This window comes from Domibacillus indicus, from assembly GCF_023715895.1.
GTDB lineage: Bacteria > Bacillota > Bacilli > Bacillales > Domibacillaceae > Domibacillus > Domibacillus indicus_A.
In genome coordinates this window covers 230,223-254,544 of record NZ_JAMBOO010000001.1, presented here as the reverse complement: position 1 = coordinate 254,544, position 24,322 = coordinate 230,223, and the positions used below count along the sequence as shown (strand labels likewise).

At 45.7% G+C, this 24,322-nt stretch carries 23 protein-coding genes, 21 tRNA genes, 1 rRNA gene and 1 riboswitch; of the genes, 39 read left to right on the top strand and 6 right to left on the bottom strand.

Going from position 1 to position 24,322, the window contains the following annotated elements:
- Positions 1 to 32 precede the first annotated feature (32 nt).
- Both mtnA and mtnK read right to left on the bottom strand, forming a co-directional pair.
- Complete coding sequence (gene mtnA, locus M3221_RS01395; RefSeq protein WP_251269746.1) at positions 33 to 1,064, bottom strand: S-methyl-5-thioribose-1-phosphate isomerase; 1,032 nt, start codon at positions 1,062 to 1,064, stop codon at positions 33 to 35.
- The gene (gene mtnK / locus M3221_RS01390) at positions 1,061 to 2,230 is read right to left on the bottom strand and encodes an S-methyl-5-thioribose kinase (protein WP_396120222.1); all 1,170 of its coding nucleotides are present in this window, start codon (positions 2,228 to 2,230) and stop codon (positions 1,061 to 1,063) included. Before mtnK ends, mtnA begins: the two co-directional genes overlap by 4 nt.
- Positions 2,231 to 2,318: 88 nt before the next feature.
- Here mtnK and M3221_RS01385 point away from each other — a divergent pair, with 88 nt between their 5' ends.
- The 5 genes from M3221_RS01385 (at position 2,319) to M3221_RS01365 (ending at position 6,575) form a co-directional block, all read left to right on the top strand.
- Positions 2,319 to 3,500 (top strand): pyridoxal phosphate-dependent aminotransferase, encoded by a 1,182-nt coding sequence (locus tag M3221_RS01385; RefSeq protein ID WP_251269744.1) that lies wholly within the window; start codon positions 2,319 to 2,321, stop codon positions 3,498 to 3,500.
- A gap of 84 nt (positions 3,501 to 3,584) precedes the next feature.
- Positions 3,585 to 4,781 (top strand): 2,3-diketo-5-methylthiopentyl-1-phosphate enolase, encoded by a 1,197-nt coding sequence (locus M3221_RS01380; RefSeq protein WP_251270095.1) that lies wholly within the window; start codon positions 3,585 to 3,587, stop codon positions 4,779 to 4,781.
- A gap of 3 nt (positions 4,782 to 4,784) precedes the next feature.
- The gene (locus tag M3221_RS01375; protein WP_251270094.1) at positions 4,785 to 5,435 is read left to right on the top strand and encodes a 2-hydroxy-3-keto-5-methylthiopentenyl-1-phosphate phosphatase; all 651 of its coding nucleotides are present in this window, start codon (positions 4,785 to 4,787) and stop codon (positions 5,433 to 5,435) included.
- A complete protein-coding gene (locus M3221_RS01370; RefSeq protein WP_251269743.1) occupies positions 5,432 to 6,043 on the top strand; it encodes a methylthioribulose 1-phosphate dehydratase in 612 nt (203 codons plus the stop codon). Before M3221_RS01375 ends, M3221_RS01370 begins: the two co-directional genes overlap by 4 nt.
- Before the next feature lie 4 nt (positions 6,044 to 6,047).
- Positions 6,048 to 6,575: a 1,2-dihydroxy-3-keto-5-methylthiopentene dioxygenase gene (locus M3221_RS01365; protein ID WP_251269742.1), complete on the top strand. Its 528-nt coding sequence runs from the start codon at positions 6,048 to 6,050 to the stop codon at positions 6,573 to 6,575.
- A gap of 75 nt (positions 6,576 to 6,650) precedes the next feature.
- Here the strand turns inward: M3221_RS01365 and M3221_RS01360 are convergent, their stop codons facing one another.
- Together M3221_RS01360 and kapB are read right to left on the bottom strand one after the other, a co-directional pair.
- Positions 6,651 to 8,513 carry a transglycosylase domain-containing protein gene (locus tag M3221_RS01360; RefSeq protein WP_251269741.1) on the bottom strand — a complete coding sequence of 621 codons (1,863 nt, stop codon included), beginning with the start codon at positions 8,511 to 8,513 and terminating at the stop codon, positions 6,651 to 6,653.
- A 94-nt stretch (positions 8,514 to 8,607) separates the two neighbouring features.
- The gene (gene kapB / locus M3221_RS01355; RefSeq protein WP_251269740.1) at positions 8,608 to 9,000 is read right to left on the bottom strand and encodes a kinase-associated lipoprotein KapB; all 393 of its coding nucleotides are present in this window, start codon (positions 8,998 to 9,000) and stop codon (positions 8,608 to 8,610) included.
- A gap of 133 nt (positions 9,001 to 9,133) precedes the next feature.
- Here kapB and M3221_RS01350 point away from each other — a divergent pair, with 133 nt between their 5' ends.
- The 4 genes from M3221_RS01350 to queE all read left to right on the top strand — a co-directional run bounded on the left by M3221_RS01350 (position 9,134) and on the right by queE (position 11,299).
- Complete coding sequence (locus M3221_RS01350) at positions 9,134 to 9,337, top strand: hypothetical protein (RefSeq protein WP_251270093.1); 204 nt, start codon at positions 9,134 to 9,136, stop codon at positions 9,335 to 9,337.
- A 38-nt stretch (positions 9,338 to 9,375) separates the two neighbouring features.
- Positions 9,376 to 9,419, top strand: a riboswitch (PreQ1 riboswitch).
- Between the two features lie 73 nt (positions 9,420 to 9,492).
- Positions 9,493 to 10,158: a 7-cyano-7-deazaguanine synthase QueC gene (gene queC, locus M3221_RS01345; protein WP_251269739.1), complete on the top strand. Its 666-nt coding sequence runs from the start codon at positions 9,493 to 9,495 to the stop codon at positions 10,156 to 10,158.
- Complete coding sequence (queD, locus tag M3221_RS01340; protein ID WP_251269738.1) at positions 10,155 to 10,592, top strand: 6-carboxytetrahydropterin synthase QueD; 438 nt, start codon at positions 10,155 to 10,157, stop codon at positions 10,590 to 10,592. The genes queC and queD overlap by 4 nt, the downstream gene beginning before the upstream one ends.
- Positions 10,589 to 11,299 carry a 7-carboxy-7-deazaguanine synthase QueE gene (gene queE / locus M3221_RS01335; RefSeq protein ID WP_251269737.1) on the top strand — a complete coding sequence of 237 codons (711 nt, stop codon included), beginning with the start codon at positions 10,589 to 10,591 and terminating at the stop codon, positions 11,297 to 11,299. Before queD ends, queE begins: the two co-directional genes overlap by 4 nt.
- A gap of 36 nt (positions 11,300 to 11,335) precedes the next feature.
- On the opposite strand, the gene M3221_RS01330 is transcribed toward queE, so the two are convergent.
- On the bottom strand, positions 11,336 to 12,505 hold the full coding sequence (locus M3221_RS01330; protein ID WP_251269736.1) for a MalY/PatB family protein: 1,170 nt from the start codon (positions 12,503 to 12,505) through the stop codon (positions 11,336 to 11,338).
- A gap of 52 nt (positions 12,506 to 12,557) precedes the next feature.
- Between M3221_RS01330 and M3221_RS01325 the strand changes: the two genes are divergently transcribed.
- The 8 genes from M3221_RS01325 (at position 12,558) to M3221_RS01290 (ending at position 19,319) form a co-directional block, all read left to right on the top strand.
- Positions 12,558 to 12,821 carry a DUF1871 family protein gene (locus M3221_RS01325; protein ID WP_251269734.1) on the top strand — a complete coding sequence of 88 codons (264 nt, stop codon included), beginning with the start codon at positions 12,558 to 12,560 and terminating at the stop codon, positions 12,819 to 12,821.
- A gap of 103 nt (positions 12,822 to 12,924) precedes the next feature.
- Positions 12,925 to 13,425 (top strand): Lrp/AsnC family transcriptional regulator, encoded by a 501-nt coding sequence (locus M3221_RS01320; protein WP_251269732.1) that lies wholly within the window; start codon positions 12,925 to 12,927, stop codon positions 13,423 to 13,425.
- Complete coding sequence (locus M3221_RS01315) at positions 13,425 to 14,609, top strand: aminotransferase (protein WP_251269731.1); 1,185 nt, start codon at positions 13,425 to 13,427, stop codon at positions 14,607 to 14,609. Before M3221_RS01320 ends, M3221_RS01315 begins: the two co-directional genes overlap by 1 nt.
- 113 nt (positions 14,610 to 14,722) lie before the next feature.
- Positions 14,723 to 15,088 (top strand): S1 domain-containing post-transcriptional regulator GSP13, encoded by a 366-nt coding sequence (gene yugI / locus M3221_RS01310; protein WP_050183036.1) that lies wholly within the window; start codon positions 14,723 to 14,725, stop codon positions 15,086 to 15,088.
- A gap of 100 nt (positions 15,089 to 15,188) precedes the next feature.
- On the top strand, positions 15,189 to 16,433 hold the full coding sequence (locus M3221_RS01305; RefSeq protein ID WP_251269730.1) for a Glu/Leu/Phe/Val family dehydrogenase: 1,245 nt from the start codon (positions 15,189 to 15,191) through the stop codon (positions 16,431 to 16,433).
- 100 nt (positions 16,434 to 16,533) lie between these two features.
- On the top strand, positions 16,534 to 17,691 hold the full coding sequence (locus M3221_RS01300) for an iron-containing alcohol dehydrogenase (protein WP_251269728.1): 1,158 nt from the start codon (positions 16,534 to 16,536) through the stop codon (positions 17,689 to 17,691).
- Positions 17,692 to 17,798: 107 nt separating this feature from the next.
- Complete coding sequence (locus tag M3221_RS01295) at positions 17,799 to 19,154, top strand: glucose-6-phosphate isomerase (RefSeq protein ID WP_251269727.1); 1,356 nt, start codon at positions 17,799 to 17,801, stop codon at positions 19,152 to 19,154.
- 92 nt (positions 19,155 to 19,246) lie between these two features.
- Positions 19,247 to 19,319: transfer RNA gene (locus tag M3221_RS01290), tRNA-Ala, on the top strand.
- Between the two features lie 287 nt (positions 19,320 to 19,606).
- Here the strand turns inward: M3221_RS01290 and M3221_RS27070 are convergent.
- Positions 19,607 to 19,966, bottom strand: a complete 360-nt coding sequence (locus M3221_RS27070) for a hypothetical protein (RefSeq protein ID WP_472843766.1) — start codon at positions 19,964 to 19,966, stop codon at positions 19,607 to 19,609.
- A gap of 256 nt (positions 19,967 to 20,222) precedes the next feature.
- Between M3221_RS27070 and rrf the strand changes: the two genes are divergently transcribed.
- From rrf to glgB, 22 genes are all read left to right on the top strand, one after another.
- A 5S ribosomal RNA gene (rrf, locus tag M3221_RS01275) occupies positions 20,223 to 20,338 on the top strand.
- Between the two features lie 20 nt (positions 20,339 to 20,358).
- Positions 20,359 to 20,434, top strand: a tRNA-Val gene (locus tag M3221_RS01270).
- 5 nt (positions 20,435 to 20,439) lie between these two features.
- Positions 20,440 to 20,515: transfer RNA gene (locus tag M3221_RS01265), tRNA-Thr, on the top strand.
- 6 nt (positions 20,516 to 20,521) lie between these two features.
- Positions 20,522 to 20,597: transfer RNA gene (locus tag M3221_RS01260), tRNA-Lys, on the top strand.
- Positions 20,598 to 20,604: 7 nt separating this feature from the next.
- Positions 20,605 to 20,686 (top strand) — tRNA-Leu (locus M3221_RS01255).
- A 5-nt stretch (positions 20,687 to 20,691) separates the two neighbouring features.
- Positions 20,692 to 20,766 (top strand) — tRNA-Gly (locus tag M3221_RS01250).
- Between the two features lie 20 nt (positions 20,767 to 20,786).
- Positions 20,787 to 20,875, top strand: a tRNA-Leu gene (locus tag M3221_RS01245).
- Between the two features lie 17 nt (positions 20,876 to 20,892).
- Positions 20,893 to 20,969 (top strand) — tRNA-Arg (locus tag M3221_RS01240).
- A 28-nt stretch (positions 20,970 to 20,997) separates the two neighbouring features.
- Positions 20,998 to 21,071, top strand: a tRNA-Pro gene (locus M3221_RS01235).
- 13 nt (positions 21,072 to 21,084) lie between these two features.
- A tRNA-Ala gene (locus M3221_RS01230) sits at positions 21,085 to 21,160 on the top strand.
- 21 nt (positions 21,161 to 21,181) lie between these two features.
- Positions 21,182 to 21,258: transfer RNA gene (locus M3221_RS01225), tRNA-Met, on the top strand.
- Positions 21,259 to 21,324: 66 nt separating this feature from the next.
- Positions 21,325 to 21,401 (top strand) — tRNA-Ile (locus M3221_RS01220).
- Between the two features lie 20 nt (positions 21,402 to 21,421).
- Positions 21,422 to 21,514 (top strand) — tRNA-Ser (locus M3221_RS01215).
- Positions 21,515 to 21,526: 12 nt separating this feature from the next.
- A tRNA-Met gene (locus M3221_RS01210) sits at positions 21,527 to 21,600 on the top strand.
- A gap of 5 nt (positions 21,601 to 21,605) precedes the next feature.
- Positions 21,606 to 21,682 (top strand) — tRNA-Asp (locus M3221_RS01205).
- A gap of 9 nt (positions 21,683 to 21,691) precedes the next feature.
- Positions 21,692 to 21,767, top strand: a tRNA-Phe gene (locus M3221_RS01200).
- A 12-nt stretch (positions 21,768 to 21,779) separates the two neighbouring features.
- A tRNA-Gly gene (locus M3221_RS01195) sits at positions 21,780 to 21,853 on the top strand.
- Positions 21,854 to 21,870: 17 nt separating this feature from the next.
- Positions 21,871 to 21,944 (top strand) — tRNA-Ile (locus M3221_RS01190).
- Positions 21,945 to 21,957: 13 nt separating this feature from the next.
- Positions 21,958 to 22,032: transfer RNA gene (locus tag M3221_RS01185), tRNA-Asn, on the top strand.
- Positions 22,033 to 22,035: 3 nt separating this feature from the next.
- Positions 22,036 to 22,126 (top strand) — tRNA-Ser (locus M3221_RS01180).
- A gap of 3 nt (positions 22,127 to 22,129) precedes the next feature.
- Positions 22,130 to 22,201 (top strand) — tRNA-Glu (locus tag M3221_RS01175).
- Positions 22,202 to 22,446: 245 nt separating this feature from the next.
- Positions 22,447 to 24,321, top strand: a complete 1,875-nt coding sequence (gene glgB / locus M3221_RS01170) for a 1,4-alpha-glucan branching protein GlgB (RefSeq protein WP_251269725.1) — start codon at positions 22,447 to 22,449, stop codon at positions 24,319 to 24,321.
- The last annotated feature ends 1 nt before the right edge of the window (position 24,322 follow it).

Below are 24,322 nucleotides of genomic sequence, written 5' to 3'. Positions count from 1 at the left end.
ACGAGCTTCGTTTCGAACGAAGCTCGTTTTTTTTATACAAACAGTGCCGCAATGGCCTCTTTGTTCGGTTTTACAATTCCTTTTTCAGTAATGATGCCTGTAATCAATTCGGCTGGCGCTACATCAAAAGCTGGGTTGAAAACAGAAATGCCTTCTGGTGCAATGCGCATGCCATTCACTTCGGTAACTTCGGCAGGATCCCGCTCTTCAATCGGAATGGCATCGCCATTTGGCGTATCCAAATCAAAGGTCGACAGGGGAGCGGCAATATAAAACGGAATGCCAAATGATTTGGCTAAAACAGCAAGGCCAAAGGTTCCGATTTTATTAGCAGAGTCCCCGTTCGCTGCTACACGGTCGGCTCCTGTAATCACTGCTGAAATATTTTTCGTTTTCATCGTGTGTGCTGCCATACTGTCCGTAATCAGTGTGACATCTACACCGGCCTGCATAAGTTCCCACGTAGTGAGGCGGGCTCCCTGGAACACAGGGCGTGTTTCACAAGCAAAAACGGACAAGTTGATTCCATGCTCTTTTGAAAGAAAGAAAGGGGCAAGCGCCGTTCCATATTTCGCAGTTGCAATAGAGCCTGCATTACAAATGGTCATGACATGGTCACCGTTGTTGAAAAGAGGAAGAGCGTGTTCGCCAATCGCCCGGCACACATCTTCGTCTTCTTTTTGAATAGCAAGTGCTTCAGCAAGCGCGTTTTCGCGCAGTGCGGCGGCTGTCTCAGATTTAACGACCACGTCATTCATCCGATTTAATGCCCAAAATAAATTAACAGCTGTTGGGCGGGACTGTGAAAGATAGCCGCTGTCGATTAATACTTGTTCCTTTAGTTCATCAAGGTCATCAGATGGGTGACGGAGTGCCGACAATGCGACACCAAAAGCAGCCGCAATTCCAATAGCCGGCGCCCCGCGGACAGCGAGAGACTTGATTGCGTCAAACACAGCCGGAACCGTTTCTAACGTTAAATATTCAGTTACATGAGGCAATTTTCGCTGGTCAAGCAGTTGAATCGCATCGTTCTCCCAGAAGACGGATTGTGGAATATTCATTGAAGTGCCTCCTTTACAGCTGCAACTAACTGATCGGCAGATGAATAGGAAGCCCGCTCTTTAACAAAGTGAGCACCAAGCGACAGAGAGTGGCGTTTCGCCTGCAGGCGCTGCTGATCATCCACGATGCCATCCAAATCTTTTACGTGAGCAAGTCCAATTGTCCGGCGAATCATTTCAAGTCCCATAAAGCCGGCAGCCTGTTCAAAAATATCCGCTAGCAGCCACTCTAAATAGCCTTCTGTTTTTGCGAATGCTTCCGTATTTTGTTCGTTCCAAAGACGGCTGAACTCACGGTTAAAAACATCCCAAACAGTCACAATATGCTCGTAAAGCGGCTCGCGACGACCCTCTTCGCGGGATAGAACATTCATAAACAGGTTCGCTGTAAAGTGAGCAATATCAAATCCGAATGGCCCATAGAAAGCAAATTCCGGATCGATGATTTTAGTTTCAGCAGGGCTCGCAAAAATGCTTCCTGTGTGCAGATCTCCATGCAGAAGCGCATCACCCGCTGTTAAAAACAAGCGCTTCAACTGGGCAGCATGAAGTTTCAGTTCATCGTCCTGCCAAAGCTTTTCCACATCGGCACGCAAGCTCTCTTCGAAATCATTCGTCTCTGCATTAAAAAACGGATCGGTAAACACAAGTCCTTCTGTAATATCGCATAGCTCAGGATTGCTGAATGTGTGCTGCAGCTTCTTTTTCTCCTGCGGACCGAGTGCGAAATCCGAGGTTCCGTATAGCGTGCGTGCAATAAATTCACCGGTATGGCGGGCAATCAGCGGATAATCTTCTCCATGAATCAGGCCTGTCCGGGCAATGGTCAGATGAGACAGATCTTCCATGATCGTAATCGCTAAATCTTTATCAGAATAGTAGACTTTAGGGGCATAGTCAGGCGCAAATGTTCCTTGCAGGCGCAGGGCACGGTTTTCGATATCAGCCCGTTCAAGCGTCAGCGGCCAGCTTTCTCCTACTACTTTTGCATAAGGAAGGGCTTGTTTAACAATAAGACTTTTTTCTGTTCCTTTTATATGAAACACGTAATTTAAATTGCCATCTCCGATTTCATTTGCAGAAACGGTGTCGGTTTCCGCGAGCAAACCAAGCTTTTTAACGAGGGCAACCGCAGAATCTATCGTTAAGGGTTCATATGAAGACATGGTCATTCCTCCAAATATATTTACAATTTGTTCAATAATATATATATTTATGACTGAAATTGCAAGAAAATTTTAAGTAGGTGAACGAATGAAGCAATTTAAACAATCACAGCTGTTATCCGGGCTGCCCGACCAATTTTTTGCGGCACTTACCAAAAAAGCCGCCCAATATGTCAGCGCCGGACACGATGTTATTAATCTAGGACAAGGCAATCCAGACCAGCCGACTCCGGAGCATATTGTAGCGTCTTTAAAAGAAGCAGCAGAACGGCCGGATTTTCATAAATACCCGCCGTTTCAAGGACAGAATTTCTTAAAGGAAGCAGCGGCCGGCTTTTATAAGCGGGAGTATGATGTAGATCTGGACCCGCAGACGGAAATCGCTATTTTATTCGGCGGCAAAGCGGGACTCGTTGAGCTGCCAATGTGTTTAATGAATCCAGGTGAATATATGCTCGTGCCTGACCCTGGCTATCCGGATTATTGGTCGGGAGCAGCGCTTGCCGGCGTTCAAATGGATTACATGCCGCTTGTGGAAGAAAACCGCTTTTTGCCGGATTACGGGGATATCGGGAAAGCTCGGCTCGAACGGGCAAAAATGCTTTTGCTGAACTATCCAAACAATCCGACTGGTGCACAGGCGACCCGGGCATTTTTTGATGAAACCGTTGCTCTTGCGTATGAGCATAATATTTGTGTGGTACACGACTTTGCGTATGGAGGAATTGGTTTTGATGGACAGAAGCCGCCAAGTTTTCTGCAGTCACAAGGCGCGAAAGAAGTTGGCGTAGAGCTGTACACATTGTCGAAAACCTATAATATGGCCGGCTGGCGGGTCGCATTTTTAGCGGGGAATCCAAGTGTGATTTCTGCGGTCAACCTGCTGCAGGATCATATGTATGTAAGTCTTTTCAGTGCCATTCAGCAGGCTGCAGCGACTGCACTTTCAGGGCCGCAGGATTGTGTGCGGGAATTATCAAACCGGTACGAGAAGCGCCGTAACGCACTTGTTGATGCCTGCCGGTCAATCGGCTGGGATGTGACGGCTCCGGCTGGCTCATTTTTCGCCTGGCTCCCAGTGCCAAAGCCTTACACATCCGTTCAGTTTTCCGATTTACTGTTGGAAAAAGCACATGTTGTCACAGCGCCGGGTATTGGATTTGGTGCCCATGGGGAAGGCTATGTCCGTGTTGGACTGCTGACGGAGGAAGCGCGGCTGCAAGAAGCCATCCGGCGTATTGGCCGGCTTGGCTTATTTTCCGCTCTTTAATGAAGGTTCGCTTCATTGACAAATTAACTCAAAAATGACACAATCCTAGTAAACTAGTAGGCATTTAGAATGGAGAAAAGCTATATGAACGAAGTGATCGCAACGTACCGCCTGTTTGATCAAAAAGGCGCTTTTGAAAAAAAAGCAGAAGGAATCGCACTTGGTTTAACGATTGGTTCTTGGACCGATTTGCCGCTTCTGGAACAGGAGCAGCTAAAGCAGCATAAAGGGCGTGTTCTGTCTGTTCAGGAAACTGGAGAAGAAACGGTTTATGGGCGCGGGGCAGAAGTGGAAATTGCCTATCCTGCTGCAAACTTCAGCGCGGATTTGCCGGCGATTCTCGTGACGGTGTTTGGCAAACTGTCACTTGACGGTGCGGTTCAACTGGTCGATTTATCCCTTTCAGATGATCTTGCCCGTCGTTTCCCGGGGCCAAAGTTTGGCGTGGAAGGAATTCGCGAACAGACCGGTGCTTTCGAGCGTCCGCTTCTCATGAGTATTTTCAAAGGTGTGATTGGCCGCGATATGGCGTATATGGAAGAACAGCTGCGAGCGCAAATCGCCGGCGGTATTGATATCGTCAAAGATGATGAAATTTTATTTGATAACCCGCTGACACCGTTTGAAGAGCGTGTAAAGCTTGGAAAACGGGTTATTGAACAAAGCGGCCGAAAAGCGCTGTATGCCGTAAACCTGTCAGGACGTACAAGCGAATTGAAAGAAAAAGCGTATCGGGGCATTGAGCTTGGCGCTTCAGCGTTTTTGTTTAATGTATTTGCTTATGGACTTGATGTGCTGCAGGAGCTCGCTGAGGATCCAAAGATCAGCGTACCGATCATGGCGCACCCTGCTGTCTCAGGCGCCTTCACATCTGCACCGTATCACGGCTTTTCAACTGAGCTTATGCTTGGCAAGCTTGTACGGATGGCGGGAGCTGATTTTACACTGTTTCCATCTCCATATGGATCGGTGGCACTTGAGCGATCAGCAGCGCTTAAAACAGCAGAAATGGCGCTCCAGACAAGTGTGCATAAGCCCACTTTTCCGGTTCCATCAGCAGGCATTCATCCAGGGCTTGTTCCTGTTCTGTATGATGACTTTGGAAAAGATTCGATCATTAATGCAGGAGGCGGAGTTCACGGCCACCCGAGTGGTGCAGAAGGCGGCGGGCGTGCATTCCGCCAGGCCATTGATGCGGTTTTAGCCGGCCGGGCTCTTGAGCAGGCAGCAGAAGAAAATGAAGAGCTGCGTGTGGCACTTGATTTATGGGGGAGCAAATAAATGATGCAAAACCCCGTTATTATTTGTGACTTTGATGGCACTATTACAAAGAATGACAATATTATTGCCATCATGAAGAAATTCGCTCCTCCAGAATGGAATGCGCTGAAAGACGGCGTCCTTTCCCAGAAAATCTCGATTAAGGAAGGCGTCGGCCGAATGTTTTCATTGCTTCCGTCTTCTCAAAGAAGTGAAATTACAGAGTTTATTCTGGCAGATGCAAAAATTCGGGAAGGATTTGCTGAGTTTGTCGCGTATACAAAAGAGGCAGGTATTCCGCTTTACGTAGTCAGCGGCGGAATGGACTTTTTCGTGAAACCAATTTTACAGGGCCTTGTGCCGGAAGACCATATTTACTGCAATGAAGCTGATTTCTCAGGCAGCCATATTCATATTAAATGGCCGCATTCCTGTGACGAGCATTGTACAAACGAGTGCGGCTGCTGCAAACCGTCGATTGTCCGTCATATTGCACCGGGGCAGGAGATGATTGTGATCGGGGACTCCGTGACCGACCTTGAAGCAGCCAAGCTTGCCAGCTTTGTGATTGCCAGAGATTTGCTGCTGCAAAAAAGCGAAGAGCTGGGCCTTCCTCACAAGCCATTTGAAACGTTTTGGGATGTTATCGACCATGTGAAAGAGGTAGTAAAATGAATGCATTACAATTAAGATGGAATGATCTGGCGGAGGTTAAAAGAGAGCTTGCTGCCCGCGATTGGTTTCCCGGCACAAGTGGAAATCTATCTATTAAAGTAGACGACGAGTCTTTTTTAGTAACAGCCAGCGGCAAAGACAAGCGAAAAGAAACGGATGAGGATTTTTTGCTTGTAGACCTTCAAGGTCAAGCGATTGAAGGATTTGCCGGTAAGCCGTCCGCCGAAACACTTCTTCACGTAGAAGTGTATGGGAAAACGGCTGCCGGCTGCAGCCTCCACGTGCACACGGTGGACAATAATGTCATCTCTGAGCTGTACGCTGAAGAAGGAGCAGTAACATTCAGCGGCCAGGAAATCATTAAAGCATTTGGCATTTGGGAAGAAAATGCATCGATTACGGTACCGATTATTCCGAATCATGCCCATATCCCGGCTCTCGCCAAAGAGTTCGGCCGCTATGTTACACAGGATGCCGGTGCCGTTTTGATCCGTAATCACGGTATTACAGTATGGGGCAGGGATGCATTCGAAGCGAAAAAGTTTTTAGAAGCCTATGAATTTTTGTTTTCATGGCATATTAAACTACAGATGTTGAAAGGAAGATAACAAAATGGCAGTCATTCAATTCCAGGAAACAGGCGAACGTATTACCGATAAAAACGCAATTGATGCATTTTTAGCAGCACAGGAAGTTATTTATGAAAAATGGGATATTTCCAAACTTCCGGAAAACCTTCGTGAAAACTATACGTTGTCAGATGAAGAAAAGCAGCAAATCCTTGAGGTGTTCGGTGAAGAAATCCGTGATATTTCAGAGCGCCGCGGCTACCAGGCGCATGATGTGATTTCCCTGTCTGACAGCACACCTAATTTAGATGAGCTTTTAACAAACTTTCAAAAAATCCATATCCACACAGATGACGAAGTTCGTTTTATCGTCAGCGGCCATGGAATTTTTGCAATCCAGGCAAAAGACGGCCAGTTCTTTAATGTTGAGCTTGAGCCGGGTGATTTGATTTCTGTACCGGTCAACACGCGCCATTACTTTACGTTGATGGACGATCGTAAAGTGGTTGCCGTCCGTATTTTCGTAACAACGGAAGGCTGGGTGCCAATCTACGACGAAACAAATGCATAATGAATCAGAACCGGACCCTGCGTCCGGTTTTTCTTTGCAAAAAAAACGCACATCCGGTTCGGATGTGCGTTTTCATTATCTCATAATGCGTCTCCAGATCAGTTGGTGCGGCGCATAGGATTCCATAAAGCGAATGTTATCCCACTTGTTTTCGTATTTGTCTTTCCCGGTCCATACAGCAGCTGTGTAGCCTTCTGTCAACCCGACAAACCAAAGGTCGCGGTAGCTGTTTGTTGTACCGGTTTTTCCGCCGATATACGACGTAGCAAAGTTTGCTTTTTTCCCGGTACCATTTTTTACAACATTGGCCAGCATCGCCCGCATTTTGTAAGAAGTCGCCGTTGACCAGACTCGGACCGGCTCCTCGTCCCATGTAAACAGCGTATTGCCGTTAAAGTCCGTAACACGCTTGATCGCATGAGGTTTTGTATACGTGCCATCAATAAAGGATGTATAGGCGCTCGCCATTTCTAATGTGGTCATCCCGTAATCAAAGCCGCCCAGTGCTGTTGCAGGAGCGTTATGATCGGTTTCTGTTACTTTTTCAAATTCAAACTTATCCAGGTAGCTGTAAGCTCGTTCCATGCCTGTTTTTGTTAGAAGGCGCAGAGCGGCTGTATTATGTGACTTGGCCAGCGCTTCTTTGATAGGCACCATTCCATACTCTGTTTTACTGTAATTGGATGGGCAGTACCCTTGATAGCAATAATTATCCGCTGAAACCATGTCATTGATGCCCGCTCCATACGTATCGAGATAAGGCGCATAATCAAGCAGCGGCTTAATTGTTGAACCCGGCTGGCGGTATCCTTGGAAAGCGCGGTTGAAGTCTGTTTTCTGGAATTCTTTTCCGCCGGACATCGCTACAATATCATGAGATTGATTGCCGATCACGGCAGCAGATGCCTGGACTGATGAGCCGGCCAGCACGTTATTGACGGCATTTACTGCTTTTGATTGAATGTCCGGGTCAAGCGCTGTGTGAATGACAATACCGGACGCCAGTACTTCTGCGACGCGGTCGCTCAGCTTTTGCTGGATCGCTTCACGGGCGTCGCCCTCAGCGTTTAAAAGCTGCTGGTCAAAGCCTTCCGACTCTGAAATCAGCTCTCTGAATTCATGCATCACGTAAGTTGAGTAGTCTGGATATTTATCTAAACGATCCCGTACTTTTAACGTGATTTTTTCACTTTTGATTTGTTCCGCTTCTTCAGGAGTAATAAATTCCTCACGGGCCATAATATCAATCAGCCGTTCCTGACGCTTTTTCGTATTTTCAAAGTTTCTTTCAGGATCATAAAGAGTTGGATTGTTTGGGATGGCTGCAATAAAAGCCATCTGTGCTTTGGACAGCTTGTCCACCGGCTTTTGGAAGTAATACTGCGCAGCCGCTTCAACACCATAGGTGTTGTGGTTGAAATAAATAACGTTTAAATATAAATCTAGTATTTCTTCTTTCTCTAGTTTTTTCTCAATCTGATAAGAATACAGTACTTCAGCAATTTTCCGTGCCAACGTCCGGTCCTGTGTCAGATAAATATTGCGTGCCACCTGCTGGGTAATCGTACTGGCGCCTTGTTCAATTTCGTCTGACTGAGCGTTAACCATGAATGCACGAATCACAGCTGCCGCATCAATACCGGAATGTTCATAGAAATGCTTGTCTTCCGACTGAAGAAAGAGTTCTTTTAGAAAAGAAGGGATTTTTTCCCCATCGACTACAATTCGGTTAGGCTGATATAACTCAACGTAAATATCCCCGTTTGTGTCTTTTATCTTGCTTGCCTGAGGCAGATCTACTTCGTTAATGACTATCTTTTCTTCTACGTAATCATCAAAATTTTGCACTTTTCCCGCTTCTGCATCCGCATAATAAAATGTTAAAACAGAGAGGGGGATCAGTAAAATAATGAGTACATATCCTAAAACCGTTCTCATTCACTAACCGCCTTTTTCGAGGTTTAAACGTGCATATGTACCATAATAAAGGAAATAACTTTGGAAATAAAGGGCTCTTCTTCACAAAAGTGGGCTATTTGAACGAAACTTTGTACATAAGTTCATATTCTTTTTTCACAGACTGAAGTGCCTCGAGGCTGCGGGCAGAAAAAGCATTTTCCCGGTCTTTTAATCTTGTTTCAAGCTTGTGAACAGCTGCAATGAGAGATTCATTGTACTCCAGGGGAGCTCCTTCGTAAGAGTGGACAGCTGATTCCGGAATATTCGCCTGCTCGTGATGGGCCAATGCTTTGCGCTCATGAAAAAACGGCACATCCGCTTCGTTTGGATTGTGCAGATCTCCCTGGGCAGGGTGACGTAAAACAGATGAGATTTTCACTGTATAGATACCGGGGCGGATGCCAGTAATCGTTCCAATATATTTGCCTGATTTATAATGGGCTGTTACTAAATCACCAATGTTCATATTTTTCCCTCCTTAATGGATTATTGTATCAATATTCCTGTGTGAATGGAAATAACATTATCGTACAGTTGGATTTATGAAAGTGTCCTGCTATAATAGACGGGAACAACGAATGGAGGCATGGCCTGTGTGGATGAATCTTTTGATCGGGTTTGGTAATTTTTTGTATTTCCCTGAAGACAAAAGCGAGTATATTCCAGCAGCCATCTCAATGAGTGTGTTTGTGCTCATGGCAATCGGCGCGTTTCTTCTAATTAAACGTATATCAAGAAAAGAAGAAGAGCGGACAAAGCATTTGGAAGAACAAATTCAAAGAGCCAACAAAACGAGGCGATAAGCGTTATCAATAAATGAAAGAAGACATTCCGCCCCAGGGCGGGAGAGGTTCGCGAATTCCCTCTATAAAAAACTAAGGAAAAAACCGGCAGATGACGGTTTTTTTCTCGTGTCTTCGCGTTCCATTTCTTTCGAATAAGAAAGAAGGAAAACTATATGTTAAAAAATGAAAAAGCCGTTGTTGTTTTCAGCGGCGGCCAGGACAGTACTACATGCTTGTTCTGGGCCAAACAAACCTTTAAAGATGTGATTGCAGTAACGTTTAATTACGGACAGCGGCATGATGCTGAAATTGAGGTGGCAAAAGAAATTGCCGCTGATTTAGGGGTGCCGCACCATGTGCTTGATATGGGATTGCTAAACCAGCTGGCACCGAGTGCACTGACTCGTTCTGATATTGATATTGAAATCAAAGAAGGGGAGCTTCCATCTACATTTGTGGAAGGACGCAATCTGCTGTTTCTTTCGTTTGCGGCGATTCTTGGAAAGCAGGCTGGAGCCCGTCACATTGTAACAGGCGTGTGTGAAACAGATTTTAGCGGCTACCCGGATTGCCGTGATTCTTTTGTGAAATCATTGAATGTCACGCTTAACTTATCAATGGACCATGAGTTTGTGATTCATACCCCGCTTATGTGGCTGGATAAAAAAGAAACATGGAAGCTTGCCGATGAACTGGGCGCTTTTGAATATGTGCGGGATCGGACGCTCACCTGCTATAACGGAATAAAGGGGTCGGGGTGCGGCGAATGCCCGGCATGCCGCCTGCGTCAAAACGGCCTTGATCAGTTTATAGAGGAAAAAGGAGGCGGCGTGCAATGATGCAGCAGATTTATCCAGCGCCAGCGCACGATTTCCGCTATGAATTAAACAAAGACTTTCATTTTGCCGCAGCGCACTATGTGCCGCATGAAGAAGCGGGAGCCTGCCGGAACATACATGGACATACGTACTTCGTCAACATTACGGTTGCCGGGGACCAGCTGAACGATTCGGGCTTTTTAGTGAATTTTCAGCTGATCAAGTCACTTGTGCACAAACGTTTTGACCATACGCTTTTAAACGAAGATGGGCTTTTTTCCGAAGATCTTTCAGAACGCTTTCCCACAACGGAAGTGGTAGCCCGCACAATTTGGGAAGTGATCCAAAAAGAACTCGATCAAATGGCCAATAAGCCAAAATGCCTTCAGGTGTTTGTGCGTGAAACGCCAACAAGCTATGTGGTTTTCCGTCCGAAAAAAGGTGATTTTGCATGATTCCTGTATTAGAGATTTTTGGTCCGACTGTTCAAGGGGAAGGAGCCGTCATTGGCCGCAAGACAATGTTCGTCCGGACGGCCGGCTGTGATTATCGCTGTTCCTGGTGTGACTCGGCTTTTACGTGGGATGGAAGTGCAAAAGACGAGATTCGCAAAATGACACCGGAAGAAATTTGGGCGGAGCTTTGCAGCGTTGGAGGAAATACGTTTGATCATGTAACGATTTCAGGAGGCAACCCTGCGCTTTTGCCGCATATTGATGGACTCCTTGAGCTGTTTAAAGAAAAAGGCATTACATCTGCGCTTGAAACGCAGGGAACAAAGTATCAGCTCTGGTTTAAAGACATTGATGAACTGACGATTTCGCCAAAGCCGCCGAGCTCTGGCATGGTGACAGACTTTGATAAACTGGCTCATATTGTGACGCAGACAGCCGGCCAGTCTGTCAGCTTAAAAGTGGTTGTTTTCAATGAAGAAGATTTAGCTTATGCAAAGAATGTGCATAAGCGGTTCCCGGATGTGCCGTTTTATTTGCAGGTAGGCAACGACCGGCTTGACGAAGGAGATGACAGCCGGCTGCTTGCTCACCTGGCAGGCCGGTACGAATGGCTGATTAATCTTGTGATGCCGGATGCTGATTTTAAACGCGTGCGGGTGCTTCCGCAGCTGCATACATTTGTGTGGGGAAACAAAAAGGGTGTATAAAAAAGCCAGGCCGTTCTGCGGCCTGGCTTTTTTCGATTAAAGGGATTCTACGGCTCTTTTCATTCGTTCCATCGTTTCAGCCACAGCAGAGCGCGGGCAGGCGACATTAATCCGCATAAAGCCTTCTCCGCCCGGTCCGTACTTAGCACCGTTTCCAAGAGCCACACCGTGCTTGAGAAAAAGATCCAGCAGCTCTTTGTCTGAAAGGCCAAGTGTTCGGCAGTCTACCCAAACGAGATAGCTTCCTTCCGGTTCCATAACAGAAAGAGCGGGAATATATTGATCTGCATATTCTTTTACTAGCTGTACATTTCCATGAATATATTCCAACACTTCATCGAGCCACTCATGGCCGTATCGATAAGCCGCTTCCATGCCGACAATGCCCATTTGATTCAGCGTAAACTGACCTTGTTTCGCAAACAGCGTCTGCAATTTCGTGCGAATGGTTTTATCCGGCACAATAAGAGCGGAAGCCTGCAGGCCGGCTAAGTTAAACGTTTTGCTTGGGGCGATAAGTGTAATCGTAAAAGCTGCATATTCTTCTTTCAGTGATGCAGCGGGGACGTGTTTATGAGGCGCACGTGTTAAATCAGAATGAATTTCATCTGAAACAAGGATAACGCCATGCTTTTCACACAGGTCCGCTGTTTTTGCTAGCTCTTCCGCTGTCCAGACACGGCCGCCTGGATTATGAGGGGAACAGAGCACCATCATTTTTGCTTTTTCTTGAACCATTTTTTGTTCAAGATCCGCGAAATCCATTTCGTAACGCCCGTCTTGAAGAAGCAGTTCATTGTACACAAGCCTGCGCCCGTTTCGCTGAATCATATCAAAAAATGGATTGTAAACAGGCGGCTGCACAATCACCGCATCTTCCGGCTCGGTCAACGCTTCAACAGCTGCACCAATAGACGGAACCACACCATGATTAAACAGCAGCCATTCTTTTTTTATGGCCCAGCCATGCCGGTCTTGCATCCAGTTGACGATAGCCTCCCGCGTAGAGTCTGGTACAATCGTATAGCCGTACACGCCATGCTCCGCTGATTGCTTAATGGATTCAATCACAACATCCGGCGCTTTAAAATCCATATCTGCCACCCACATCGGCAAGACATCTTCGCGGCCAAATACGGTTTTTAATCCATCCCATTTTACCGCGTTTGTTCCGCGGCGCTCAATGACTTCATCAAATCTTGACATGCCTTTCACTCTCCTTGACAATAAACATACATCAAGTTGGAAGGTGATACAAATGAATGAAACTGCTCAATTAAACTTTGCACTTGCAGACGTACTGCAGGCGTTTGACCCTTATAAAGCAGGAGAAGGATTTTATGATACAGAAATGGCGGATGCGATTTATGCGGTTCACCAGGAGGACGATGCTGAAAAGCTGGCGGCAGAGATTCGCCGCATTTATGAGCATTCGTTTGATGCTCCGATGCCGGGAGGAGATCCTATTCATCTCGCAAAAAAACTGCTTTCTATTAAACAAACCATTTCTTGCTCTTTGTGAAAAAACACAAATATAATCGTATTTTTTAGTGAGGCACACAAATCGTTTCGTTTTTTGCTATAATGATCCATGTAGCTTTTGATATCGTTGAGGAGGATTCGTAATGAAGCTGAATGAAAAAGAAGTGGAAATTCTGGAAATTCTGCAAAAAGACGCACGGTTTGAGGCAGCGGACATTGCCAAAATGATCGGTACGTCAGAAACTGAAGTCGCGGAGACGATTCGCCGCCTGGAAGAAGAAAAGGTGATTGTTCACTATGCCACACTCGTTGACTGGGCGAAGATGGACAATTTCACAGGTGTAACGGCGATGATCGACGTGAAAGTCACGCCGAAACGAGGTGTCGGTTTTGACGAAGTGGCAGAACGGATTTACCGCTTCAAAGAAGTCAGCTCTGTTTATTTAATGTCAGGGGTTTATGATTTATCGGTAACTGTTGAAGGGCAGTCCATGAATGAAATTGCCCGCTTTGTTTCCGAAAAATTATCTACGCTTGATTCAGTCGTTTCCACAACTACTCATTTTCAACTGAAAAAATATAAGCATGATGGCAAGATTTATGCATCAAAGCGTGAAGATAACCGAATCGTGGTGTCGCCATAATGACACTCACTAAAAAAAGTTATGTTGCAAAGTCTGTGGAAAAAATGCGCCCGTCCGGTATCCGGAAATTTTTTGACCTGGCTGCGACAATGGAAGGAGTTGTTTCGCTCGGTGTAGGGGAACCCGACTTTGTCACTACATGGTCTGTGCGGGAAGCTGCTATCAACTCATTAGAGCGAGGCTTCACCTCTTATACCGCGAATGCCGGTTTAATAGAACTGCGGACAGAAATCGCCCGTTATATGGCAGACCGGTTTCGAGTAAGTTATTCTCCGCAAGAAGAAGTGATTGTTACGGTAGGGGCAAGTCAGGCGCTCGATATTGCGATGCGTGCGATTATTGACCCGGGTGATGAAATCATTGTGGTAGAGCCTTGCTTTGTGTCTTACGCTCCCCTGGTAGAGTTGACAGGCGGTCATGCTGTAACGATTGGCACAACGGGAGAGACCGGCTTTAAACTGCAGCCGGAGCAGCTTGAAGCAGCGATTACCCCGAAAACGAAAGCTGTTTTGCTTTGCTATCCAAATAACCCGACCGGCACACAGCTGGACCGGGAGGATCTTGAAGCGATCGCTTCGATTGTGAAAAAACACGATTTGCTTGTAATTGCGGATGAAATATATGCAGAGCTGGCATACGACCAGTCACACACATCGATCGCATCACTTGGTGGAATGCGAGAGCGGACGATTTTAATTAACGGCTTTTCCAAAGGATTTGCCATGACCGGCTGGCGGCTTGGCTTTACGTGCGCGCCCGAAGAAATCTCACGGGCCATGTTGAAAATTCATCAATATACGATGATGTGTGCTTCTACACCTGCACAGTATGCAGCCGTCGAAGCTTTGCAGAACGGAATGACGGACGTGGAAAGCATGAAAAAAGATTACCGGCAGCGTCGTAATTACATGGTGCAGTCGTTTAAAGAAATCGGTCTTGACTGCCATTTGCCGGGCGGTGCTTTTTACGTGTTTCCATCCATTCAATCGACAGGTTTAACTTCTGAACAGTTTGCCGAAGGGCTGCTGCTTGAAGAAAAAGTCGCTGTAGTGCCGGGCTCCGTGTTCGGTAAGGGAGGAGAAGGGTACATTCGTTGTTCCTATGCATCCTCTATGAGCCAGCTGCAGGAAGCCATCAAACGAATTAGCCGCTTTTTAGAGAAGCAGAAAAGAAGTGCCGTGTAAACGGCACTTCTTTTTTTGTTAAAAAACCGGTAGATAATGTTATGTCAATCAAAAGTGTGATATAATATCGCGACGCATAAAACAAGAAACCACAAAAAAACTGGAGAGATTTGATGGAACCAAAATTTGAACCGGGACAAATTGTGACCGGGAAAATTACCGGCATCCAGCCATATGGTGCATTTGTAGCGCTGGATCATGGCCGTCAGGGACTTGTCCACATTTCGGAAATTACCCATGGATTTGTCCGTGATGTCCATGATTATTTAACGGTGGGCGATGAAATTACGGTAAAAGTGCTATCGGTAAATGAGGACGAAAGCAAGATCAGCTTGTCGATCCGGGCAACAGACGAAGGAGGCCGAAACCATCGGCGCGGTATTCGTATTGATGATGATGGAGACGGTTTTCATCCACTTCAGGACAAGCTGCAGGAGTGGATCGAGCAATCGATGAAAGAAGAACGAAAAAAAGGGTGACGGATTGCTTGCGAATCATCCTTGCACCGGCGTAAAATGAAAATGAAAACGGAAGCAAAAAGCAAGATTGAAAAAATGAGAATAAAAGAGGCGAAGGTACATGGCTGAGAACTTAAACTTATTCACATCAACCCAGAATGTCATTAAAGAAGCGCTGACAAAACTCGGTTACACAGAAGAAATGTACGAGCTGTTGAAAGAGCCGCTCCGGATGATGACGGTGCGCATTCCGGTGAAAATGGATGATGGATCGGTTAAAATTTTCACCGGCTACCGGGCGCAGCACAATGACGCACCTGGCCCGACAAAAGGCGGAGTCCGCTTTCACCCTGAAGTCAATGAAGAAGAAGTGAAAGCGCTGTCGATGTGGATGACGCTAAAAGCTGGCATTGTAGATCTTCCGTATGGAGGCGGAAAAGGCGGCGTTGTATGTGATCCTCGTCAGCTGTCTATGCGTGAAATTGAGAATATCAGCCGTGGCTATGTTCGGGCGATCAGCCAGATTGTCGGCCCGACAAAAGATATTCCAGCTCCGGATGTGTATACAAACTCCCAGATTATGGCCTGGATGATGGATGAATACAGCCGGATTCGTGAATTTGATTCACCTGGATTTATTACCGGAAAGCCGCTTGCACTTGGAGGATCACATGGCCGTGAAAAAGCGACTGCCCAAGGTGTAACGATTTGTATTCACGAAGCTGCTAAAAAGCGAAACATTGATATTAAAGGCGCTCGTGTGATCGTTCAGGGATTTGGAAACGCCGGAAGCTTTTTATCGAAATTTATGCATGATGCCGGGGCGAAAGTCGTTGGTATTTCAGATGCGTATGGCGGACTTTATGATCCAAACGGTCTTGATATTGATTACTTATTAGACCGCCGCGATAGTTTTGGGACGATTACGACACTGTTTGATAATACAATTACAAACCAGCAGCTTTTAGAGATGGAGTGTGATATTTTGGTGCCGGCGGCTATTTCAAATCAAATTACCGCTGACAATGCACATAATATTAAAGCATCCATTGTAGTAGAGGCGGCAAATGGACCAACAACGCTTGAAGCAACAAAGATTTTATCAGAGCGCGATATTTTGCTTGTTCCAGATGTTCTGGCAAGCTCCGGTGGTGTAACGGTATCTTACTTTGAATGGGTGCAAAACAACCAGGGCTACTATTGGACGGAAGAAGAAGTAAATAAAAAATTGCATGACAACTTAACAAAAGCATTTGATAATATTTATGAAGTTGCGCAAACACGTGGTGTCAATATGCGTCTTGCCGCCTACATGGTCGGCGTACGCCGAGCGGCAGAAGCTTCCAAGTTTAGAGGGTGGGTATAAACCGGCTGATGATCAGCCGGTTTTTTTATGCCTCAAGGTCAATCAGTTGAAAAACAAACAGCTTCTTTCGCATAATGAAAAAGAAAAGGAGCTGAAATAAATGAATCAATTTGTGTATTGGAACCCGGTAAAGTGGATTTTCGGTAAAGATACAGCGATGCAATTACGGGATAATGTTGCTCCGTTTGGTGAAAACATCCTTCTCGTTTATGGAGGCGGCAGCATAAAAAAAAGCGGTCTTTACGATGAAGTCATTGAGCAGCTTGACGGCTTTAATATTACGGAGCTTTCCGGCGTAGAACCGAATCCCCGCCTTTCAACGGTCAAGCGCGGTGCAGAACTGTGCCGGGCAAATGACGTTTCTTTTATTCTGGCGGTTGGAGGCGGCAGTGTGATTGACTGTACCAAAGCGATTGCAGCAGCCGCAAAATTTGAAGGAGATCCATGGGACTTTATTACACGAAAAGCTGCAGTGGAAGAAGCGCTTCCATTTGGAACAATTTTAACCCACGCAGCGACTGCTTCTGAAATGAATTCAGGATCCGTTATTACAAATTGGGATACAAATGAAAAACTTGGGTGGGGAAGCCCGCACACCTTCCCGAAATTTTCTATTTGTGATCCGAAATGGACATTAACGGTGCCGCGTGATCAAACCATCTATGGGATCGTAGATATGATGTCACATATGTTGGAACAATACTTCCACAATGCAGAGGAAACCGATGTGCAGGATCGTTTGATTGAAGGGACAATGAAAACACTGATAGAAAAAGCACCGGCGCTTATGAATAACCTTCAGGATGAAAAGCTGCGTGAAACAGTAATGTTTGCCGGTACGCTTGGATTAAATGGTATGCTGCAAATGGGGTACCGCGGCGACTGGGCAACCCATAACATTGAACATGCAGTGTCAGCTGTGTACGACATACCGCATGGCGGCGGCCTGGCGATTATTTTCCCAAATTGGATGAAACACAATATCGATGTGAAACCGGAACGCTTCAAGCAGCTCGCCGTACGTGTTTTTGATGTAGACCCAGAAGGGAAATCAGATCGCGAAGCAGGCTTGGAAGGGATTGAAGCACTTCGTACATTCTGGACATCGATCGGAGCTCCGTCACGCCTTGCTGACTACGATATTGATGACAGCCGTCTTGAGGAAATGGCGGAAAAAACGTTATTTAATGGTCCATTTGGGAATTTTACTAAATTGGACCGGGAAGACGTGGTCGCGATCTTACGTGCATCACTTTAACCGGGCAGAATTAAGCCCGGTTTTTCCTTGTTTTTTTCCTTGCGAAACCGCGTACAGTCGTATACAGTTAAGTGGAAAAATACCGTTTAGATGGAGGGTAATGAAGAATGACGCATATTAAGTTTGATTACTCAAATGCACTGCCTTTTTTCGGAGAACATGAAATCGATTATTTAAAAGACGCTGTAAAAGTAGCTCACCATTCTTTGCATGAAAAAACAGGCCAGGGAAGCGACTACCTTGGGTGGATCGACCTTCCGGTTGATTATGATAAAGAAGAATTCTCCCGTATTCAAAAAGCAGCCGGAAAAATCCGCCAGGACTCTGATGTTTTAGTGGTAATCGGTATCGGTGGCTCTTACCTTGGCGCCCGTGCAGCAATTGACATGCTGAACCACAGCTTCTACAACGTGCTTTCATCTGAAAAGCGCAACGGCCCGCAAGTATTCTTTGCCGGAAATAACATTAGTTCTACATACATGAGTGACCTTATCGAAGTGCTGGAAGGAAAAAACTGGTCAATTAACGTTATTTCTAAATCCGGTACTACAACAGAGCCGGCACTTGCATTCCGCTTATTCCGTGACCTGCTTGAAAAACAATATGGAAAAGAAGAAGCGAAGAGCCGTATTTACGCAACGACGGACAAAGCACGCGGCGCTTTAAAAACCGTTGCGGATGAAGAAGGATACGAAACATTTGTTATTCCTGATGATGTCGGCGGCCGTTATTCTGTTTTGACAGCCGTAGGCCTTCTGCCAATTGCAGCAGCAGGGGCGGATATTGAAGCCATGATGCAGGGAGCGCGCGATGCCCGTGAAGCGTACAGTTCGTCTGAACTTCAAGAAAATGAAGCGTACCAGTACGCAGCAGTTCGCAATATTTTGTACAACAAAGGCAAAACAATTGAAATGTTGATTAACTATGAGCCAGGGCTTCAATACTTTTCTGAGTGGTGGAAGCAGTTATTTGGTGAAAGTGAAGGAAAAGACTTTAAAGGTATTTATCCATCATCTGCCAATTTCTCAACGGATCTTCATTCATTGGGCCAATATGTGCAGGAAGGGCGCCGCGACTTGTTTGAAACCGTTGTTCGTGTTGAAAACCCGCGTAAGTCCTTAACGATTGAAAAAGCAGAAAATGATCTGGATGGGTTAAATTACCTGGCAGGTGAAACAGTGGACTTCGTGAATAATAAAGCATTTGAAGGCACACTTCTTGCTCATACGGATGGCGGTGTACCGAACTTAACCGTTTCTATTCCAGCTATGGACGCGTACACATTCGGCTACACAGCTTATTTCTTTGAAAAAGCATGCGCAATCAGCGGCTACCTTCTTGGTGTGAATCCGTTCGACCAGCCGGGCGTAGAAGCATATAAAGTGAATATGTTTGCGCTTCTTGGCAAACCAGGATTTGAAGAAAAGAAAGCTGAGCTTGAAAAACGACTTCGAGGGGAATAATTCCCCCGAAGTTTTTTAAAAAAGACTTGCATTAACTAAAAAAATCTTTATAATTTAATCTAGACGCTAAGAAATACATATATCTTAAAGACGGGGGCTTAGCTCAGCTGGGAGAGCGCTTGCATGGCATGCAAGAGGTCGTCGGTTCGATCCCGATAGTCTCCATACATTGATGAATGAAAAGCTGTTCCAATGGGAACAGCTTTTTTTATTATTTACAAGAAGAAGGCAGTCTGCTTATGTGCTTTCAAGCTCAACAGATTGCACATGAGGAATTTCAAATAGGGTATAATAAACTTCTATAGTTCGTCTTTTGAAATATACACCTGCGGTAAAAGCCAGTAAATGAGTATGGCGTTTTTCATCATATAAAATACGAATTTCTTTAATGGTAATTTTGCCTTTTTCTACGTCTTTTAAAATTTCTTCAACATAATGATGCGAGGCAGTTCTTAATTTAATGTGCAGGTCTTTTTCTGGAGGCGGCTTGGACCGGCAAACCGAAGAACAGGCAGCATTTCTACAGCCAGGATAATAAGGATTACACCTGCACCGAGAAAACCAATGCCGGAAACAATTTGGGAGGCTAATCTCAAAGGGTCCATGGTTACATTTACATCGGCATCTCCATGATAAAGATAAATCGATTCCACTGAAACAGCGGTTGAAAGCAGCTGATAACGGAGACCACAATGATAGTTTTTAAGCCGACCGGCTTGCTTCTTAATTCGCGTTCTAACCCTATAAGGGCCCCAAAGTCCGCCGGATAACCCAAGCTTAAGCAGTAAAGAAGTATCAATCATCCATTCCATACAATCTGCCGCCTTCCTACTAAAGGAGAGTCTTTAGGTGTTTGTTTCGTATTAGACAGGATAGGTAATTAAACGTGAGTTTCTTTTTGGTTTGAAAAAGAAAAAAGTATTCTTCTTAAAATACTTGCATAAAGATAAAAGTTATGATATATTATTTTTTGTCGTTAGCAGTAAAAACAAATTGCTTACAAGTTCCTTTGAAAAATGGATTGCTAAATTTGTTTAATATGTTATAATAATAAATGTCGTAAAAAAGTCAGGCGGCAATAGCGAAGAGGTCACACCCGTTCCCATCCCGAACACGGCCGTTAAGCTCTTCAGCGCCGATGGTAGTTGGGGGTTTCCCCCTGCGAGAGCAGGACGCTGCCTGGCGATTTACTTATTACATATGTGGAGGATTAGCTCAGCTGGGAGAGCATCTGCCTTACAAGCAGAGGGTCGGCGGTTCGATCCCGTCATCCTCCACCATTTATGCCGGTGTAGCTCAATTGGTAGAGCAACTGACTTGTAATCAGTAGGTTGGGGGTTCAAGTCCTCTTGCCGGCACCATTTACCGAGCCATTAGCTCAGTCGGTAGAGCATCTGACTTTTAATCAGAGGGTCGAAGGTTCGAGTCCTTCATGGCTCACCATGTATATGCGGGTGTGGCGGAATTGGCAGACGCACCAGACTTAGGATCTGGCGCCGCAAGGCGTGGGGGTTCAAGTCCCTTCACCCGCACTTTCGCGGAAGTAGTTCAGTGGTAGAACATCACCTTGCCAAGGTGGGGGTCGCGGGTTCGAATCCCGTCTTCCGCTCCATATCAAGCTTATATACCCTTGCCGGGGTGGCGGAACTGGCAGACGCACAGGACTTAAAATCCTGCGGTAGGTGACTACCGTACCGGTTCGATTCCGGTCCTCGGCACCACTTTACAATCAAATAGTGCGCCCGTAGCTCAATTGGATAGAGTACTTGACTACGAATCAAGCGGTTAGAGGTTCGAGTCCTCTCGGGCGCGCCATTTATACATAAACGATTTTTCGTTTTGACGGGAAGTAGCTCAGCTTGGTAGAGCACTTGGTTTGGGACCAAGGGGTCGCAGGTTCGAATCCTGTCTTCCCGATCTGTTTAAATATGGGGCCTTAGCTCAGCTGGGAGAGCGCCTGCTTTGCACGCAGGAGGTCAGCGGTTCGATCCCGCTAGGCTCCACCAATATTTTTAATACTTTTTTATGGCGGTGTAGCTCAGCTGGCTAGAGCGTACGGTTCATACCCGTGAGGTCGGGGGTTCGATCCCCTCCGCCGCTACCATATATTTAAATAATGAGAATGCCTTTTGTAAAAGATGCATTCTTGATTCACACATGGTGAATAAGAGGACCTTTAGCTCAGTTGGTTAGAGCAGACGGCTCATAACCGTCCGGTCGCAGGTTCGAGTCCTGCAAGGTCCACCACTTGAATTCTTATTTAATTTGGAGGAATACCCAAGTCCGGCTGAAGGGATCGGTCTTGAAAACCGACAGGCGGGTCAAACCGCGCAGGGGTTCGAATCCCCTTTCCTCCTCCATTATTTTATCGTCGCGGGGTGGAGCAGCCCGGTAGCTCGTCGGGCTCATAACCCGAAGGTCGCAGGTTCAAATCCTGCCCCCGCAATCGTTGGTCCGGTAGTTCAGTTGGTTAGAATGCCTGCCTGTCACGCAGGAGGTCGCGGGTTCGAGTCCCGTCCGGACCGCCATTTTTATATGGCTCAGTAGCTCAGTTGGTAGAGCAAAGGACTGAAAATCCTTGTGTCGGCGGTTCGATTCCGTCCTGAGCCACCATTTTAACAATATGCGGGTGTAGTTTAATGGTAAAACCTCAGCCTTCCAAGCTGATGTCGTGGGTTCGATTCCCATCACCCGCTCCATACATATTGTTTGCTTTGGGCCTGTAGCTCAGCTGGTTAGAGCGCACGCCTGATAAGCGTGAGGTCGATGGTTCGAGTCCATTCAGGCCCATTTTATTCATTATTCCGCAGTAGCTCAGTGGTAGAGCAATCGGCTGTTAACCGATCGGTCGCAAGTTCGAGTCTTGCCTGCGGAGCCATATGGGGAAGTACTCAAGAGGCTGAAGAGGCGCCCCTGCTAAGGGTGTAGGTCGGGTAACCGGCGCGAGGGTTCAAATCCCTCCTTCTCCGCCATATGGCCCCTTGGTCAAGCGGTTAAGACACCGCCCTTTCACGGCGGTAACACGGGTTCGAATCCCGTAGGGGTCATTTAAAAGCGAAAAGCACCCGGAAGTTAAAATAACTTCCGGGTGCTTTTTTATTTGCAAAATTTTAGCACGAGGATTCGTGTTATTTTTTAAAAAATAAGGGAAGATAATAAATAAATATGGAAATAAAGAAGGGAAATCTGTTTTTTTAAAGAATACTAAACAATAATTCAATTATAAATACGGAGTTATCCGCATTTTCCTCTTTTCACTTCACCAAGAATACATAAATAAAGGGTGTGGACCATGTCATCAGAAACATTTTATCCAAGCGATTTTGACCTCCATTTATTCCATGAGGGAAATCTTTTCAAAGCTTACAAACTATTTGGAGCGCACGTTCAAAACGAAAAAACCTGCTTCGTCTTATGGGCTCCCAATGCAAGAAAGGTTCGAGTAATTGGTGATTTTAACAGCTGGGATGGACTAGGATATGAAATGCATCAGGTATCTGCTGAAGGAGTATGGTTTTTAGAAGTTCCACGTAATTTGGAAGGATCATTGTACAAGTATGAAATTGTTGCACAAAGCGGCAGAGTGATGCATAAAACCGATCCATTTGCTTTTATGACAGAACTTCGTCCAAATACAGCCGGCGTAGTGAAAACGCTTGATCATTATCAATGGCGTGACGAAGAATGGCTGCGCAGCTTGGAATCATCCTCTGTTTACGAGGAGCCGCTGGCTATTTATGAAATGCATTTAGGTACGTGGAAAAGAAAAGGAAAAGGTGAAAATGACCTTTACACATATAGAGAGTTGGCTGATATGCTGATTCCACATGTGAAGGAACAGGGATTTACTCATATTGAGGTTATGCCGATAACAGAGCATCCTTTTGATCGCTCATGGGGCTATCAAAGTACAGGATATTTTGCAACTACACGGCGTTATGGAGAGCCGAAAGATTTTATGTACTTTGTTGATGAATGCCATCGCGCGGGGCTTGGGGTTATTTTAGACTGGGTGCCTGGTCACTTTTGTAAAGATGCGCATGGCCTGCATAATTTTGACGGAAATTTCAGTTATGAATATGAAAACAGCTGGGATCGTGAAAACTACGTATGGGGAACAGCCAATTTCGATTTAAGTAAAACAGAAGTACATAGTTTTTTAATTTCAAATGCTCTTTTTTGGATGGATTATTACCACATCGACGGATTTCGTGTCGATGCAGTATCAAACATATTTTACTGGCCTAACCGTGACGGATTAGAAGCAAACCCACACGGCGTCGCATTTTTGCAAAAATTAAATAAAGCCGTTTTTTCATTTAAGCCACAGGCGCTTATGATTGCAGAAGATTCAAGTGACTGGCCGCAAGTAACTGCGCCCGTACATCAAGGCGGCATAGGTTTTAATTACAAGTGGAATATGGGCTGGATGAACGATGTGCTTGAATATATGGAAACACATTGGAACGAGCGCTCTCAAAAACATCACTTGATGACTTTTTCCCTGATGTACGCCTACTCGGAAAATTATATTTTGCCTTTTTCACACGATGAAGTCGTTCATGGCAAGAAGTCCTTGCTTGATAAAATGCCGGGTGACTACTGGCAAAAGTTCGCACAACTGCGTTTACTGCTGATGTTTATGATGGCTCATCCCGGCAAAAAGCTGCTGTTTATGGGAACAGAGCTTGCTCCTTTTTCTGAGTGGAAGGATCTGGAGGAAGTGGATTGGCATTTAACCGATTACGACATGCATCATAGTTTCAACCGTTATTTCACAGAACTGCTGCACTGCTATCAACTAGAACCTGCATTGTTTGAACGTGATCACAGTCCGGAAGGCTTTGAGTGGATTGATGTTCACAATAACCAACAAAGCATTTTGTCTTTTGTACGAAAAGACAAAGAGGGAAATCCGATCGTAATTGTGTGTAATTTTGGTGAATACGGGTACAGTGATTATAAAGTAGGTGTTCCGGAACCAGGGCAGTATGAAGAAATATTAAATAGTGACCGCGCATTGTATGGAGGATCAAATCAGGTGAATAACGGTTCTATCGAAACGGTTTCAGACATGTTTCATGGACAGCCTGCTTTTGTAGAAATAAATATACCGCCATTTGGAGCAGTTTATCTGCGCCGCGTAGACGAAAAAGGGAGGAACTAAC

What these genes read in the sequence shown, in the direction of transcription:
- mtnA (WP_251269746.1), bottom strand. Translation starts at nt 1,064, where the DNA reads ATGAATATTCCACAATCCGTCTTCTGGGAGAACGATGCGATTCAACTG.
- mtnK (WP_396120222.1), bottom strand. Translation starts at nt 2,230, where the DNA reads ATGTCTTCATATGAACCCTTAACGATAGATTCTGCGGTTGCCCTCGTT.
- M3221_RS01385 (WP_251269744.1), top strand. Translation starts at nt 2,319, where the DNA reads ATGAAGCAATTTAAACAATCACAGCTGTTATCCGGGCTGCCCGACCAA.
- M3221_RS01380 (WP_251270095.1), top strand. Translation starts at nt 3,585, where the DNA reads ATGAACGAAGTGATCGCAACGTACCGCCTGTTTGATCAAAAAGGCGCT.
- M3221_RS01375 (WP_251270094.1), top strand. Translation starts at nt 4,785, where the DNA reads ATGCAAAACCCCGTTATTATTTGTGACTTTGATGGCACTATTACAAAG.
- M3221_RS01370 (WP_251269743.1), top strand. Translation starts at nt 5,432, where the DNA reads ATGAATGCATTACAATTAAGATGGAATGATCTGGCGGAGGTTAAAAGA.
- M3221_RS01365 (WP_251269742.1), top strand. Translation starts at nt 6,048, where the DNA reads ATGGCAGTCATTCAATTCCAGGAAACAGGCGAACGTATTACCGATAAA.
- M3221_RS01360 (WP_251269741.1), bottom strand. Translation starts at nt 8,513, where the DNA reads ATGAGAACGGTTTTAGGATATGTACTCATTATTTTACTGATCCCCCTC.
- kapB (WP_251269740.1), bottom strand. Translation starts at nt 9,000, where the DNA reads ATGAACATTGGTGATTTAGTAACAGCCCATTATAAATCAGGCAAATAT.
- M3221_RS01350 (WP_251270093.1), top strand. Translation starts at nt 9,134, where the DNA reads ATGAATCTTTTGATCGGGTTTGGTAATTTTTTGTATTTCCCTGAAGAC.
- queC (WP_251269739.1), top strand. Translation starts at nt 9,493, where the DNA reads ATGTTAAAAAATGAAAAAGCCGTTGTTGTTTTCAGCGGCGGCCAGGAC.
- queD (WP_251269738.1), top strand. Translation starts at nt 10,155, where the DNA reads ATGATGCAGCAGATTTATCCAGCGCCAGCGCACGATTTCCGCTATGAA.
- queE (WP_251269737.1), top strand. Translation starts at nt 10,589, where the DNA reads ATGATTCCTGTATTAGAGATTTTTGGTCCGACTGTTCAAGGGGAAGGA.
- M3221_RS01330 (WP_251269736.1), bottom strand. Translation starts at nt 12,505, where the DNA reads ATGTCAAGATTTGATGAAGTCATTGAGCGCCGCGGAACAAACGCGGTA.
- M3221_RS01325 (WP_251269734.1), top strand. Translation starts at nt 12,558, where the DNA reads ATGAATGAAACTGCTCAATTAAACTTTGCACTTGCAGACGTACTGCAG.
- M3221_RS01320 (WP_251269732.1), top strand. Translation starts at nt 12,925, where the DNA reads ATGAAGCTGAATGAAAAAGAAGTGGAAATTCTGGAAATTCTGCAAAAA.
- M3221_RS01315 (WP_251269731.1), top strand. Translation starts at nt 13,425, where the DNA reads ATGACACTCACTAAAAAAAGTTATGTTGCAAAGTCTGTGGAAAAAATG.
- yugI (WP_050183036.1), top strand. Translation starts at nt 14,723, where the DNA reads ATGGAACCAAAATTTGAACCGGGACAAATTGTGACCGGGAAAATTACC.
- M3221_RS01305 (WP_251269730.1), top strand. Translation starts at nt 15,189, where the DNA reads ATGGCTGAGAACTTAAACTTATTCACATCAACCCAGAATGTCATTAAA.
- M3221_RS01300 (WP_251269728.1), top strand. Translation starts at nt 16,534, where the DNA reads ATGAATCAATTTGTGTATTGGAACCCGGTAAAGTGGATTTTCGGTAAA.
- M3221_RS01295 (WP_251269727.1), top strand. Translation starts at nt 17,799, where the DNA reads ATGACGCATATTAAGTTTGATTACTCAAATGCACTGCCTTTTTTCGGA.
- M3221_RS27070 (WP_472843766.1), bottom strand. Translation starts at nt 19,966, where the DNA reads ATGGAATGGATGATTGATACTTCTTTACTGCTTAAGCTTGGGTTATCC.
- glgB (WP_251269725.1), top strand. Translation starts at nt 22,447, where the DNA reads ATGTCATCAGAAACATTTTATCCAAGCGATTTTGACCTCCATTTATTC.